Below are 12950 nucleotides of genomic sequence, written 5' to 3'. Positions count from 1 at the left end.
GGACTAAGAGAAAAAGAACTTCATGATGCCTTGATTTCTTTAGGAATCACTGGAAGTTCTCAAGTTTTCCAAAAACGGCAAGAATATTATCAAAAAGCGCAGCAACTGTTCAAGAAAAAAGGCCAGAAGCTTTTACTGAACCAGCAGTTGAATGAATGGAAAATACTTCAAGGGAAAATCAAAGAAAAACAGAATCAGGAATCAGCATACAGCCATCTGGTCAATGAAAATCGGCGTTTAGAAGCTGAAATAGAAGAATTACAAAAAAAGCTAGGAAAAATTGATCAAAAGATAACACTTTATCGTCAACAAGAGCTGAACTTTTCTTTATATGAAGAATGGCAAAATCTTAAAGAAAATACATTGGAAGAATTACCTGATCAGCAATTACAGAATACATTGTCTGATTTTTATAAAAAATACCAAAATATGGCGGAACGTTTAGAGGAACTGGAAGCATCACTCGAAAAACATAGCGGAATGGATCAGCAGTCAGCTAGATATTATTTCTATTTAGAAAAAGAAGAAGAATTGAAAAATCTTCAAAAAGAACAGCTGCATGTCGAACACCTCGCATCTGAACAGAGAAGATTGGCTCTTGAAATCAAAGAAACCGAATCAGAAATGAAAATCCTAGAAATGCGTTGGCAATGGGATCGAAAAAATCCGCCGAAAGAGTTCTTGTATCAAGAAGCTTGGAATGATTTTTTGGAAAAACGTCAAAAAGCTCAAGAAAAACTCAATCAAGCACAAATCCGCAGTGAAGTACTCAATGAACAGCAGCAGGTAATCGACCAAGAAATCAATGAACTGGAACAAAAATACCCGTTTTTATTACAAAAACAGTCACCTAAACCAGCTTATGATTTCAAGAAATATGGTATAGCGCTGGCAGTTGGAATTCTTATTAGTATTTTCTTGCCAACACCATGGCGGTTCATGTTCATTCTTTTAACAGTCGCTGGCGTCATTTTTGCCGGGTACAAAAAAATGCAGGAGCCGCAGCAGGAATCTCAAGAAATCAAAGGGATTTGGCAAGAAAAATTAGGTCAGCTGGATGCTGCTGCAGAACAATTGGCAGAAGTCGAAAGAAGCGAAAAAGAAAGTCAGCTATTCCTTACAGAATCCATACAGCAATTAGCGCTTTTTGCTCAGTCATACAATTTAGGAGCAATGGATCAGCTAGAAGAGATGCAGCGGTATGGTCAGGAAGTAACAGATTATCATAATCTTTCTTCAATGCTCGCTGAGAAGAGGATAAGGTATCAAGAAATCGATACTTATTTCCAAGAATTAGACAGCAAATTTGCCGTGACTGAAGAATGGCTGCCGCTGCAAGCTAAAACGTTGTTGGATAAATTCTCGCATTTGTCTGCATTTATCCAAGAAATGGAACAAATGAAATTTGCCAGAAGCTACCAGCAAAATACATTGTTGCGACAAGAAATCAATCAATTGAAAAGCAAACAAAAAAGCTGGCTTCAGAAGCACAAAAACTCGCTGGAAGCAGCTGGATTAGCCTATCCGTCTGAAGTTCCTCTTTACTTACAAAAAGCTGCACAAACAGAGCAACAGGCAAAACGATTGGAGGAACTGACAGAAATCTTAACGCCATTATTTGCGAAACCTGTCACGAGAACAAAACTTCAAGACGATTTGCAACGCGGAATACAAGAAAGAAGTACTCTCAGCTTACAATTAGACGAACAAAGAGAAAGCCGCCAGCGTATCCTTCTCCAAACAGAAGAATTACAAAAAGACGGTACATTAGATGAACTTTATCAGCAAGAAAGTTTGAAAAAATCAGAGATCCAAAGCTTGTTGCAGCAATGGGGAGCTTTGGAAATCGCTGGAACATTTTTAGGTGATTTATCGACTGAAATGAGTGAGCGTCAGCTTCCGCAGCTTTTACAGATCGCTGGTCGTTATTTAAGTTTATTGACACAAAGACAATACCAGCAGATTTTATTGAAAGAGAATGTGCTGACATTGACGAATGGATTGACGGAATTTCCTATTTATGAACTTTCTACGGGCACAAAAGATCAGCTGATCATGGCGATCCGCTTTGCTTATCTAGAACTAGAAGCTGGTAAAGGCATCTGTCCAATCATTATTGACGATGGTTGGCTGCACTATGATTCTCAAAGAAAACTGCAATTGGCAGAACTACTGGCAGAATTTGGGAAAAAGTATCAAGTAATTTGTTTTTCTTCCGATCAAGAAATGGTAAGCTATTATCAGAAGCTGCAGCAAGCGGTAAGAAAAATAGAAGGAGCATAGCATGAAAAAAATTCGTGAATTAGCAGTAGACGACCAATTTGAAATGTTTGTCCTGATCAAAAACGCAGATGTCAGGATAGCAAAAAACGGCAAGAAATTCATTGCCTTTACTTTTCAAGATACGTCAGGTACGATCGACGGGAAATATTGGGATGCTTCTGAAGAGGAAATCAAAAAATTTACTGCAGGAACTGTTGTGTTCCTGAATGGTAAAAGAGAAGTTTATCAAGGCAACCCGCAAGTCAAGATCCTTCATATGCGGGAAGCGAAAACAGATGAACCAAAAGAGCCTAACTTATATATGGAACGTGCACCAATAAAAAAAGAGGCGATGGAAGAAGAAATCAACCAATTGTTATTCGAAATCACGAATGCACATTGGAATCGAATCGTCCGTTATTTGCTGAATAAATATCAAAAAGAGTTTTTTGATTATCCAGCAGCCAAAAGAAACCATCATGCGTTTGCCAGCGGATTAGCGTATCATACGCTGACTATGCTGCATTTAGGGAAGTCGATTGCTGATGAGTACCCAGAATTGAATCGCGCGTTATTGTATGCAGGGATCATTTTACATGACTTAGGAAAAGTGATCGAACTATCAGGTCCGATGTCTACAGAATATACTTTATCTGGAAATCTAGTAGGGCATTTGGTCTTGATCGATGAAGAAATCGTCAAGGCGTGTCTTGCATTGAAAATCGATGATTCAAATGAAGATGTTCTAGTGTTAAGACATATGGTTCTTTCCCATCATGGGTTATTGGAATATGGATCACCTGTAAGACCGCGGATCATGGAAGCAGAGATCTTACATCAAATCGATAACATTGATGCTTCGATGCAGATGATGCTGACCTCTATCAGACAAACAGAACCAGGAAAATACACAGATCGTATTTTTGGGATGGATAATCGCAGTTTTTATGTGCCTAAAGAAAATTAATGGATCATTTAACTAGAAAAAAAGCTGATATCCGCAATCGCGCGGATATCAGCTTTTTATTTTTTAATTTGAAGAATCTGTTTCTTCTGTTGTGTCAGTTGTTGCGTTTGTATCCGTTGTTGCAGTTGTGCTTGAAGTTGATGTCATGAAGTTGCTTAAAACATTTTCAAAAGCATCATCTTTGATTTTCACATTTGCATCTTTCAATTCTTTACCAATAACTTCTGTTACAAAGGCTTGATCATTACGTTTTGCTTCGGTAGCAACTTCAGTGACTTCATCCTTGAATTTATCCATGTCGTTGCCTTTAGCTTGCGTTTTCACCATTTTAACAACATAGAATTCTTGTGCATATGTCGTCATGTTTGTTGTAGTAATAACATCTGAGATCTCATCGTTTTTCAACTTGAAGGCTGCTTCTTTGACTTCATCAGGCACTTCCGTTGAGCGTGAATCAAATTTGATTGTTCCGCCGTCTTCTTTGGTAGCATCATCTGTTGATTTGTCTTTTGCTAATTCTGCAAAGTCTTTGCCGTCGTCTGCTTGTTTCTTCACATCTTTGGCATCATCTTCACTATCTAGACGGATGATTTGTGCTTCTACTTCTGGATGGAAAGATTCCCACGCAGATTTCATGTCTTCATCTGTCAAATCGATATGATCTTTGATTCCAGCTTCAACGACTAAGTTTTGTCGAATCGATTCTTTGAAAGAGTCAACTGTAAATCCAGCTGCTTCTAATTGAGATTCGAAAGTATCGCCGTATTGTTCTGCTTGTTCTTCATAACGTTTGTCTACATCTTCTTTTGAAACTTCATCGCCATATTTGTTATCGAATACTTTATAGATAATCATATTTTGGACTAATGTTTGGTTTGCAGATTCTTTCTTTGCTTCTTCATAAAAATCAGCAACAGTGATCTTGCCGCCCTTCATTGTTGCGATTTCTTCATTGTTACCGCTTGAACAAGCTGCGAGAGTAAAAACAGCTAAAGCGCTTGCAGCTGCTAGAATAAATTTCTTCTTTTTCATTAATAGTAGCACTCCTAATTGGGTTTAGTATTTTCCATCACACATATAACTATACCATACCCCAATTCCTAAAAAAAACCCTCAATTGAATACTTTCAAACAAAATTCAAACTTTTATCATAAATAAGATAACGAACGTTCGTTTATTTTTCTTCCATTTCAGGTAATGAAGCCAAAATCTTATCTGATTGTTCTTTGATTTGTTCGACTCTAGGAAGTGCTTGGAATTTGAAATCTTCAATATCTTTGTTGATTCCTGCTTTAAAAGCAGGAATCAGCGTGCTTGCTGTTTCTTGTGTTTCAGCTAACGAAGTTTTGAAATGTTTAAGACTGTAGTTCAATTCTTCTGTTAATTCAGCAGCTTCATCAAGTTCTTCAATCAATTTCTTACGTGTTTCATTTCCGCTTCGAGGAGCAAACAGCAACCCGCCGACAGTTCCTGCTGCTGCACCGAAAACGAGACCTTTTACAAAGTTTTTAAGCATGCTGTTCACCTGCTTCGCGTTTGATAGAGGCTGCAAGTTCTGTTAGTTCTTCTGCTGTGTACGCATCTTGATGATGACCAAAATGGATCGAGAAGTCATCTTTCTCACTGTAGCGGGGAACCAAATGGATATGTGAGTGGAAAACCGATTGATAAGCCAACTCACGATTGTTATTTAAAACATTCAATCCTTGCATTTCAGGAAGTGCTTTTTCCAAAGATTTAGCAATCAGAGGAACTCTTGAAAAAACTTCTCCCGCTAATTCTGGATCGTATTCAAAAATATCAGATACATGTTTTTTTGGAACCAGTAAAGTATGACCTTTCGTTGTTTGCGAGATATCTAAAAAAGCATACACTTTCTCATCTTCATATACTTTGTAACTAGGGATTTCCTGGTTGATGATTTTACAAAAAATACAATTTTCCATTCATTAGACATCCTTTCATACTGAAAATAGCTTCTTATCCTAACTTTACCATAACTGAAAAGAATTGGGAGGAAAAAAATCCAATGATGAGATTTTCTTCATGGTATAATAAAAACAGCAGAAATTTGGAGGAAAAAGAATGGTTTTAAAGATTGAGAACGTCACGGGAGGCTATGGCCATATCCTGGTTTTGAAAGATATAGACTTCACTGTGGACTCTGGTGAAATGATTGGTTTGATTGGACTGAATGGTGCTGGAAAAAGTACGACGATCAAGAACATCATCGGCTTGTTAGAACCAACAAAAGGAAAAATCGAAATCGATGGGTTAAGCTTGAAAAAAGAGCCGGAAGAATACCGCAAAAAAATCGGCTATATTCCAGAAACACCTGCTTTATATGAAGAACTTACTCTTAAAGAGCATATCGAAATCACTGCGATGGCGTATGATATCCCAGTCGAAACAGCTTTTTTGCGGGCAGAAAAACTGCTCCAGACTTTTCGATTAGATAAACGGTTAGAATGGTTTCCAGCAAACTTTTCTAAAGGAATGAAACAAAAAGTCATGATATTGTGTGCTTTTTTAATTGAACCTTCTCTTTACATCATTGATGAACCATTTCTAGGATTAGATCCATTAGCTATCAATGCTTTACTAGAATTAATGGTAGAAATGAAAAATGAAGGTGCAGCTATCTTGATGTCAACGCATATCTTAGCTACCGCAGAAAAATACTGTGATCGTTTTGTCGTTCTCCATGAAGGAAAAGTACGTGCTCAGGGTACATTAGCAGAGCTTCAACAAGAGTTTGATCTGCCAGGTTCTTCTTTGGATGAAATCTATGTATCTTTGACAAAGGAGCAGGGAAATGGATAAATTTTTTCAGCAGCGTTTAGCAAAACACCAGAAAAAAATGATGAAATACCTGAGATATGTGTTCAATGATCATTTTGTTCTGGTTTGTTTGTTTTTGCTGGGCGGTACAGGGTTGTATTATTCTAATTGGATAAAAACATTGCCGAGTCATTTTTCTTTAGGCGGCTTGATTGTTGCTGTTTTTTGGTTTTTCTGTCTATTTGCCGGAAAGTTTGCAACGTTGGCAGAACCAGCTGATTTGGTCTTTTTGCTGCCGAAAGAAAAAGAAATGAAAAGTTATTTGAAACGCGGACTGCGTTATTCGATGATTTTGCCAGCTGTTATTCTGGTTTTGACGGGCGGGTTTGCTATGCCGCTTGTCGTTGTGAGCACGGGCAATCCTTTTTCTATGTATTTTATCTACTTGGTGCTGCTGTTTTGCTTGAAAATCAGTGAATTCCAAGTTCGGTGGGCAGCTTTGACTCGAATGCCAGAGAAGAGCTTGAAAATGTGGCGCGGACTTTGGATGGGAACATCGTTAGCTGTGTTATTAGCAGCACTTTATTTCTCTGTGTGGGTCGGCGTTGCATCAGCGTTGATCCAAGCGATAGTTTTCTATTGGTTCTTGCAAAAAAAGAACACAGCAAGTTTGGATTGGGAAAAAATGGTGAAGCAGGAAGAAAGCCGTCTTTATCAAATCTATCGCTTTATCAACTTGTTCACTGATGTGCCAGAAGTGACGGCACGGGTCAAACGGAAGAAATATTTCGACTTTTTATTGGGTCGTATCAAAACGACAAGCCAAAATACTTATCTTTACTTATATGCGCGCCGTTTCCTTCGCGGTTCAGAATTCAGCGGATTGTATTTCAGACTTTTGATTATTGGTGCTTTATTAAGTGCAGTAATCACAGAATTTTATCTTAGCTTGATCATAGGCAGTCTATTCTTATATTTGATTGGTTTCCAGCTGCTTCCTTTATACAACCAGTTTCAATACATGACCATGACGCGAATCTACCCAGTTCCAGCATCCCAGAAAGCGAAAGCAATCAAAATGCTGTTAAGTATCGTATTGACTGTTGCGGCAGTGATTTTTGGTCTGTGTTCTGCATTTGCTTTACCTGGAACATTGATTGAAAAAACAGTACCTATCATTGTGTATTTGCTGGTCGTTCTGCTTTTTATTCTATTTTATACACCGCGGCGGTTGGCAAAAATGGGCGAATAATCACCCTAAACACTGAAGATTTGCAACTATTTTAGGAAACGCAGCTTTTTTGAAAATAAAATGCCGAAAAAAACGTATATACGCTTGACGTTCAGAGGCTCGGCGACTAGAATAATAAGTACTGCAAACAAAGAGTGAGAGACGGGAGAAAGCATGATGGAGTTTCAGCTGGACCAAGACTGGCGTTTACGGCCTATCAAAGGGGATACCGGAAAAACGTATATTGGTATGCGAGATCAAGAAAAGGTCTTTATTAAACGGAATACAACACCAATGCTTGCTGCATTGTCTAGAGAAGGGATTACCCCGAAACTCGTTTGGACGAAGCGGATGGGAAATGGCGATACGTTGACGGCCCAAGAATGGCTTGAAGGACGGATATTAACGCCTGATGAAATCGGACAGCGCAATGATGTCATTGATGTGCTTTACCATCTTCATCACTCCTCTTCTTTAAAAACGATGCTGAATCGAATTGGCGGACAAGTCATCACGCCAGAGCGGATGCTGCTGGACTATGAAAATGAACTGCCAGAGATGCTGCAGGAAAACCGGTTTTTACAACTTGTCCATGAATTTCTCAGAAGTCAGCTTCCTGAAACTTCTGTTCAAAATTTTACTGTCGTCCATGGAGATGTCAATCATCGGAACTGGCTTGTTTGTCAAAACTATTTATACTTAGTAGATTGGGATTCGATTACTTTTGCAGATCCGGCAGTTGATATCGGCACGATCTTGGGCAATTATGTCCCATTGTCAAACTGGAATCAATGGCTGGTGAGCTATGGTATTCGACCAAATGATGAGGTATTAGAAAAAGTCCATTGGTACGCAGTAATGAATCTTTTGCAAGAAGTTGTACGCTATTGCAAAAGAGGAGAGTTCAAACGAATGAATGAAGAGATCTTGCAGCTGAAACGGATTTTTAGCGGCTGATTTGTTGTTTGTTCTTTCTTTAAAATCTGCAAAGCAATTATAAATTGATTTTATTTAATGAATAAGAAATAACTAGAGTATCAAGAGGATGCGGCACCCTGACTATCCTGAGTTTGGATAAATGGAGCTGCAACCTCCTCTTTTTTAATGAAAGGAAGAAAAGAAATGCGCGTTCGAAATCGTCCAGGAGCTGCAGAATTGCTGGCAGCACATCCTGAATTTGTCATCAGCGATCCAGAAAAATGGAAAGGAAAGTGGTCTGAACTTTTTGGTAATGATCAACCCATACATATTGAGATCGGTATGGGAAAAGGCCAGTTTATCACTGGGATGGCAAAAGCTCATCCAGAAATCAATTATATCGGTGTCGAGATGCAAGTAAGTGTGATTTCTCTTGCTTTGGACAAACTTCTTGAAGAACCATTACCTAACTTGAAGCTGCTGCATGTCGATGGCTCGGCCTTGACGAATTATTTTGCTGACAGTGAAATCGACCAAATCTACTTGAATTTTTCTGATCCATGGCCTAAAAAACGTCATGAAAAAAGACGTCTGACCTTCAAAAGTTTTTTGGCAGTAGATGAACAGATTTTACGTCCAGAAGGCGAGATCCATTTTAAAACAGATAATCAAGGGTTGTTTGAATATTCGCTAAGCAGTTTTTCTCAGTACGGTATGATTTTGCAGCGTGTATGGCTAGACCTTCATAAAAGCGATTTTGAAGGAAATATCATGACGGAATATGAAGAAAAATTTTCTTCAAGAGGACAAAGAATCTATCGTGTGGAAGCTAAATTTCCCGACAAAACAAAAAAAGCTTAATAAATCATAAAAAAATAGAACTATCCAGATAAGAAGGAACCTCATGAGGGCGAACTTCTGTCTGGATATTTTTTTGTTTTGAAAAAATAAAAAAATTTCGGTGCGTATCTTATCGGTGAAGGGGGAGAGAAAATGGACATTATCCGATTATCCGATCAGATTATCGACGAAGGCTTTCGTGAAAGAGCAGAAGACATCTATCTTTTGCCCTATGAAGAAGGCTTTCAGCTTTTCTTTCGCTGTGGTCAGATTCGCATACTGAAACGTTCTTTTTCACCACTTGAAGGACAGCAGCTGATTACTCGTTTCAAATATTTAGGGCAAATGGATATTGGGGAGAAGCGCAAACCGCAAGCTGGATCATTCACATATTCGCTGGACAAACAAAAAATTCGGCTCCGGCTTTCTTCTGTGGGCGATTATCTTCAACGGGAAAGCTTGGTTATTCGCTTGCTGTATGGGATTTCTGAATCAGAATTACGTTATTTTTGCACAGAAAGCTTTTCTTTATTGGCAGAAAAGGCAGCTGCTAGAGGCCTTTATCTGTTTAGCGGTCCGGTTGGCTCTGGAAAAACGACATTGATGTATCGGCTGGCGCAAGAACAGAAACTGCAAGTATTGACGGTAGAAGATCCGGTTGAAATCGAAGTGCCGGAATTTTTGCAGCTTCAAGTCAATTGGAAGATTGGACAGGATTATGAACAGTTATTGAAATTGGCATTACGCCATCGCCCAGACTTGCTCATCATTGGCGAGATAAGAGACGAAAAAACAGCTTCAGCGGCTGTGAGAGCAGCTTTGACGGGGCATCGTGTATTTGCTACTGTCCACGCACGAGATTTGTCAGGAACGTTTACTAGGATCAATGAGCTGACAAGCCGAAGAAGCGAATTGACCGAGTGTTTGAGAGGGATCGTTTACCAAGAATTACTGCCAAATGACCAGCAGCAGCCTGCATTATTGTGGAGCTACCGATTTTTTGAAAAACAGGGACTAGTAGAACGGACATGGGAAACAGCTTATAAAGAAGCTAAGAAAGGAGACTGGAAGACAACATGCCTCAAAAAACGTTAAGCACAAATCAGCAATGCCGTTTTATGACACTGCTGGCAGATTTATTATCGAATGGGTTCAGTTTGCAAGAAGCGTTATCCTTATTGCAAAAGATCAGTCTATTCCCTGAATCAGTTTTAGAAGAACTTCAACATTCTTTAGAAACAGGAAGGACGTTTCAGGAAATACTCCGCTGCATTGGATTGAAGGAAGAACAGCTGCTCCAAGTCGAATTAGCAGAGATCCATGGTGATTTGATCGCTACGCTCCAAGGAATCGCGCAACAGCTGACACTTTTAGAGAAATTTCGTAAAGATTTAAAAAAACTGCTGAGTTATCCCATTTTGCTGTTCTTTTTTCTGTTTGGTATTTTATTTAGCATGCGCCAGATTCTGTTGCCTCAACTCGTATTATCTGACATGATCGATTCTGCGCATTGGGGGTTTAAGCTGATCCAATATGTTCATCTTTATCTATTAGGGGGTATCTCACTTTTTCTTTTTTCAGCAGGTGCGTGGCGGTTGCTGGCACGGCGCAGAGATGTGATAGCTCGAGCTGATTTTTATGGACAGTTGTTTTTTATTGGTTCTATATTCAAACTTTATCAATCTGCTTATCTTTCCCTAGAGATTGGAAAGTTATTCCAAAAAGGCTTGGAATTGAAACAAGTGATTTTCTGTCTTAAAGAAGCCAAAAAAGGCAGTTTGGCACAGCTGTTTGCTGAAAGAACAGCTGTGAAATTAGAAACTGGGGAACCTTTGGCGCAGCAATTTGAAGACTGTGCATTTCTGACTGCTGAATTCAGCCGAATCATTCAGCAGGGAGAGGCGAAAGGAAATCTTGGGAAAGAACTATTATTTTACAGCGAAGTAGCGAGAGATCGCTTTTTTCAAAAAATCGATCGTTGGCTCCAATGGCTACAGCCGATTTTATTTTTAGCTGTAGCATTGTTTATCTTGCTGATTTATGCTGCGATCTTGCTGCCGCTTTATGAAAACATGGGGGAGGTACTATGATAAAAATACTAGAGAGAAAACCAAAAAAATTTTTGCTGAGAGAAGCTTCTTTTTCCGCTTTTACTTTAATCGAAATGTTATTAGTACTGCTCGTCATCAGTGTCCTGATTTTGTTATTTGTACCTAATCTTTCAAGATACAGAGAGCATGTCAACCAAGAAAGCAGAGAGGCAGTGCTCCAACTAGTAGCAACACAAAAAGAACTATTTTCTTTACAAAACAACGGCAGAAGACCTACCGTCGAAGAATTGCTGAGGGAAGGATACATCACAAGAGAACATGCGGATATCTATAACCAAGATTAAAATGGAAAATAAACGAGGATACACGTTGATTGAAAGTCTGCTGATTTTGACAATAGCAATCTTTGCTGCATCACTTTCTTTATCCGCAATAGAAAATGTACAGCAGCAGATGATCGTTCATCAATTTTTTGCCAGTTTTGAAAAACGAATTGCTGCTGCTCAAAAAACAGCAATCGTTAATCAGCAGCAAACAAGCTTTGAAGCAATCAACGAGCAAACGCAGATTTTCTTCGATGTGCCGGTATATTTTGCTCATCATTGGAACTCTTTGCAAATTCCTTCTGATCTAGTTGTGCAGCGAGCAGAAAGAATCGTGTTCGCTGCCAATACAGGAAATGAAAGTTCATTGAGAGCATATCAGTTTTATTGGCCAAGAAAAAACCAAAGAATCACCTATCAATTCCAAATGGGAGGCGGAAGATATGTCAAAAGAGTCGAATAAATCAGGATTTATTCTTTTGGAATCGCTGGTTGCTTTGAGTATCGTGACAGTCAGTGTGCACTTTTTCAGCCGTACGCAGCTCTTTTTGCTTGAACGACAGCAGGAAACTAAGCATGTTGTCCGATTAGCTCGTATCCTTTATGAAGAAGTAAAAGCATATCAAATACATGAAGGAGAGCAACGGCGTTATCGGCAGCTTCCTTTTGCCAGTGTCGTGGAGCTCACAGCAGAAAATGGAATTGAAAAAGCTGTGATCCTAGGAGAAAGCGAAGTGATCAGAATTGAAAAGATACCGTCTGCTTAAAGGCTTTACTCTGTTAGAATGTATGGTTGCGCTGCTTGTTTTAAGCGGCGTTTTGCTTACTGCGGATTTATTGATACGACAGGCAGGGAAGTTAGATGAGACTTTGCAAAGAAAAGATTATCAGGATTGGCTTGTCTTTTTGATCCAATTAGAAAATGAATTAGAAGCCGCAACTTCTGTCAAAATAGAGAACAATCGGCTGATTTATGAAAAAAATGAACGCAGTTATATCATTGAACAGCATCGAAATATGATTCGCAGAAGAAGAGATGCAGGCGGACATCAACCGATGCTGATGGATATAGCGCGGTTTGAATTTATCGAAGAATCATTGTTTATTGCTTTTGCCGCAGAATTTGAAAATGGAGAACAAGAGTATGGGAAATGGACCAGACCGAGAGACAGCTCCTTTTGAGGGGAGTATTTTATTTTCGACGATTTTGTTATTTTTATTGGGCAGTTTTTTGATGCTTTCAGTTCTGGAAAGTTATCGTTTGACCAGTGATATAGGATTGAGAACAAAAAATTTTTATATTGCCAAAACAATGAAAGAAATGTTTTTAGCAGATTATTCATCAAAAGGTGAACAACCGATAGAAGGAAAACAGCGTTATACAACAGGTCAGATCGTGTACCATAAAAGGGACGGAGAATTGAAATTAGTGATTTCAGTTTCTCCCTTTGAATATACCTTTTTTGAGAATGTGGAAGCGAGAAAAAAGGAAGAAGGAAGAGCAGGTTCGTGAGAATTAATGAAAACGGACTCTTTTGCGGTATTATCTTATTTGTGAAGTTTGTATGTTTGGTTT

At 38.9% G+C, this 12950-nt stretch carries 16 protein-coding genes (1 of these 16 only partly in view); 13 read left to right on the top strand and 3 right to left on the bottom strand.

The features are described from left to right. Nucleotides 1-2283: the 3' portion of an AAA family ATPase gene (locus IGI64_RS10965; protein WP_429940559.1), read on the top strand. It extends 408 nt beyond the left edge of the window; the window shows 2283 of its 2691 coding nt (coding positions 409-2691); its start codon lies off the left edge, out of view; its stop codon occupies nucleotides 2281-2283. Nucleotide 2284: 1 nt separating this feature from the next. Continuing rightward, nucleotides 2285-3229, top strand: coding sequence for a 3'-5' exoribonuclease YhaM family protein (locus IGI64_RS10960; RefSeq protein WP_016622981.1), 945 nt, complete (start codon nucleotides 2285-2287; stop codon nucleotides 3227-3229). 63 nt (nucleotides 3230-3292) lie between these two features. Here the strand turns inward: IGI64_RS10960 and IGI64_RS10955 are convergent, their stop codons facing one another. The 3 genes from IGI64_RS10955 to IGI64_RS10945 form a co-directional block, all read right to left on the bottom strand. Beyond that, nucleotides 3293-4261, bottom strand: coding sequence for a peptidylprolyl isomerase (locus IGI64_RS10955; RefSeq protein WP_016622982.1), 969 nt, complete (start codon nucleotides 4259-4261; stop codon nucleotides 3293-3295). 143 nt (nucleotides 4262-4404) lie between these two features. Further along, nucleotides 4405-4746 (bottom strand): YtxH domain-containing protein, encoded by a 342-nt coding sequence (locus IGI64_RS10950; protein WP_016622983.1) that lies wholly within the window; start codon nucleotides 4744-4746, stop codon nucleotides 4405-4407. Further along, complete coding sequence (locus IGI64_RS10945) at nucleotides 4739-5176, bottom strand: HIT family protein (protein ID WP_429940558.1); 438 nt, start codon at nucleotides 5174-5176, stop codon at nucleotides 4739-4741. The genes IGI64_RS10950 and IGI64_RS10945 overlap by 8 nt, the downstream gene beginning before the upstream one ends. Nucleotides 5177-5315: 139 nt before the next feature. Here IGI64_RS10945 and IGI64_RS10940 point away from each other — a divergent pair, with 139 nt between their 5' ends. From IGI64_RS10940 to comGG, 11 genes are all read left to right on the top strand, one after another. Then, the gene (locus tag IGI64_RS10940; protein ID WP_429940557.1) at nucleotides 5316-6053 is read left to right on the top strand and encodes an ABC transporter ATP-binding protein; all 738 of its coding nucleotides are present in this window, start codon (nucleotides 5316-5318) and stop codon (nucleotides 6051-6053) included. Next, on the top strand, nucleotides 6046-7263 hold the full coding sequence (locus IGI64_RS10935) for an ABC transporter permease (protein WP_429940556.1): 1218 nt from the start codon (nucleotides 6046-6048) through the stop codon (nucleotides 7261-7263). Before IGI64_RS10940 ends, IGI64_RS10935 begins: the two co-directional genes overlap by 8 nt. 153 nt (nucleotides 7264-7416) lie before the next feature. Continuing rightward, nucleotides 7417-8199, top strand: coding sequence for a phosphotransferase family protein (locus IGI64_RS10930; RefSeq protein WP_429940555.1), 783 nt, complete (start codon nucleotides 7417-7419; stop codon nucleotides 8197-8199). A 165-nt stretch (nucleotides 8200-8364) separates the two neighbouring features. Further along, nucleotides 8365-9021, top strand: coding sequence for a tRNA (guanosine(46)-N7)-methyltransferase TrmB (gene trmB, locus IGI64_RS10925; protein WP_429940554.1), 657 nt, complete (start codon nucleotides 8365-8367; stop codon nucleotides 9019-9021). 132 nt (nucleotides 9022-9153) lie between these two features. Beyond that, entirely contained in the window at nucleotides 9154-10095 is a 942-nt protein-coding gene (gene comGA, locus IGI64_RS10920) for a competence type IV pilus ATPase ComGA (RefSeq protein ID WP_429940553.1), read from the top strand. Further along, the gene (gene comGB, locus IGI64_RS10915) at nucleotides 10077-11090 is read left to right on the top strand and encodes a competence type IV pilus assembly protein ComGB (RefSeq protein WP_429940552.1); all 1014 of its coding nucleotides are present in this window, start codon (nucleotides 10077-10079) and stop codon (nucleotides 11088-11090) included. Before comGA ends, comGB begins: the two co-directional genes overlap by 19 nt. Continuing rightward, entirely contained in the window at nucleotides 11087-11395 is a 309-nt protein-coding gene (gene comGC / locus IGI64_RS10910; protein ID WP_429940551.1) for a competence type IV pilus major pilin ComGC, read from the top strand. The genes comGB and comGC overlap by 4 nt, the downstream gene beginning before the upstream one ends. A gap of 1 nt (nucleotide 11396) precedes the next feature. Then, entirely contained in the window at nucleotides 11397-11837 is a 441-nt protein-coding gene (comGD, locus tag IGI64_RS10905; protein WP_429940550.1) for a competence type IV pilus minor pilin ComGD, read from the top strand. Next, on the top strand, nucleotides 11818-12141 hold the full coding sequence (locus tag IGI64_RS10900) for a hypothetical protein (RefSeq protein ID WP_429940549.1): 324 nt from the start codon (nucleotides 11818-11820) through the stop codon (nucleotides 12139-12141). The genes comGD and IGI64_RS10900 overlap by 20 nt, the downstream gene beginning before the upstream one ends. After that, nucleotides 12119-12556, top strand: coding sequence for a competence type IV pilus minor pilin ComGF (gene comGF, locus IGI64_RS10895; RefSeq protein WP_429940548.1), 438 nt, complete (start codon nucleotides 12119-12121; stop codon nucleotides 12554-12556). The genes IGI64_RS10900 and comGF overlap by 23 nt, the downstream gene beginning before the upstream one ends. Next, nucleotides 12519-12887 carry a competence type IV pilus minor pilin ComGG gene (gene comGG / locus IGI64_RS10890; RefSeq protein ID WP_429940547.1) on the top strand — a complete coding sequence of 123 codons (369 nt, stop codon included), beginning with the start codon at nucleotides 12519-12521 and terminating at the stop codon, nucleotides 12885-12887. Before comGF ends, comGG begins: the two co-directional genes overlap by 38 nt. Nucleotides 12888-12950: the final 63 nt, after the last annotated feature.

This window comes from Enterococcus sp. DIV0210g (assembly GCF_050559705.1).
Lineage (GTDB): Bacteria > Bacillota > Bacilli > Lactobacillales > Enterococcaceae > Enterococcus_B > Enterococcus_B faecalis_A.
The sequence above is the reverse complement of the archived record's forward strand: the minus strand, read 5'-3'. Positions and strand labels throughout refer to the sequence as shown.

Coding starts and splice junctions, on each gene's coding strand:
- IGI64_RS10960 (WP_016622981.1), top strand. CDS start 2,285: ATGAAAAAAATTCGTGAATTAGCAGTAGACGACCAATTTGAAATGTTT.
- IGI64_RS10940 (WP_429940557.1), top strand. CDS start 5,316: ATGGTTTTAAAGATTGAGAACGTCACGGGAGGCTATGGCCATATCCTG.
- IGI64_RS10950 (WP_016622983.1), bottom strand. CDS start 4,746: ATGCTTAAAAACTTTGTAAAAGGTCTCGTTTTCGGTGCAGCAGCAGGA.
- comGB (WP_429940552.1), top strand. CDS start 10,077: ATGCCTCAAAAAACGTTAAGCACAAATCAGCAATGCCGTTTTATGACA.
- trmB (WP_429940554.1), top strand. CDS start 8,365: ATGCGCGTTCGAAATCGTCCAGGAGCTGCAGAATTGCTGGCAGCACAT.
- comGC (WP_429940551.1), top strand. CDS start 11,087: ATGATAAAAATACTAGAGAGAAAACCAAAAAAATTTTTGCTGAGAGAA.
- IGI64_RS10900 (WP_429940549.1), top strand. CDS start 11,818: ATGTCAAAAGAGTCGAATAAATCAGGATTTATTCTTTTGGAATCGCTG.
- comGD (WP_429940550.1), top strand. CDS start 11,397: ATGGAAAATAAACGAGGATACACGTTGATTGAAAGTCTGCTGATTTTG.
- IGI64_RS10955 (WP_016622982.1), bottom strand. CDS start 4,261: ATGAAAAAGAAGAAATTTATTCTAGCAGCTGCAAGCGCTTTAGCTGTT.
- IGI64_RS10930 (WP_429940555.1), top strand. CDS start 7,417: ATGATGGAGTTTCAGCTGGACCAAGACTGGCGTTTACGGCCTATCAAA.
- comGG (WP_429940547.1), top strand. CDS start 12,519: ATGGGAAATGGACCAGACCGAGAGACAGCTCCTTTTGAGGGGAGTATT.
- IGI64_RS10935 (WP_429940556.1), top strand. CDS start 6,046: ATGGATAAATTTTTTCAGCAGCGTTTAGCAAAACACCAGAAAAAAATG.
- comGA (WP_429940553.1), top strand. CDS start 9,154: ATGGACATTATCCGATTATCCGATCAGATTATCGACGAAGGCTTTCGT.
- IGI64_RS10945 (WP_429940558.1), bottom strand. CDS start 5,176: ATGGAAAATTGTATTTTTTGTAAAATCATCAACCAGGAAATCCCTAGT.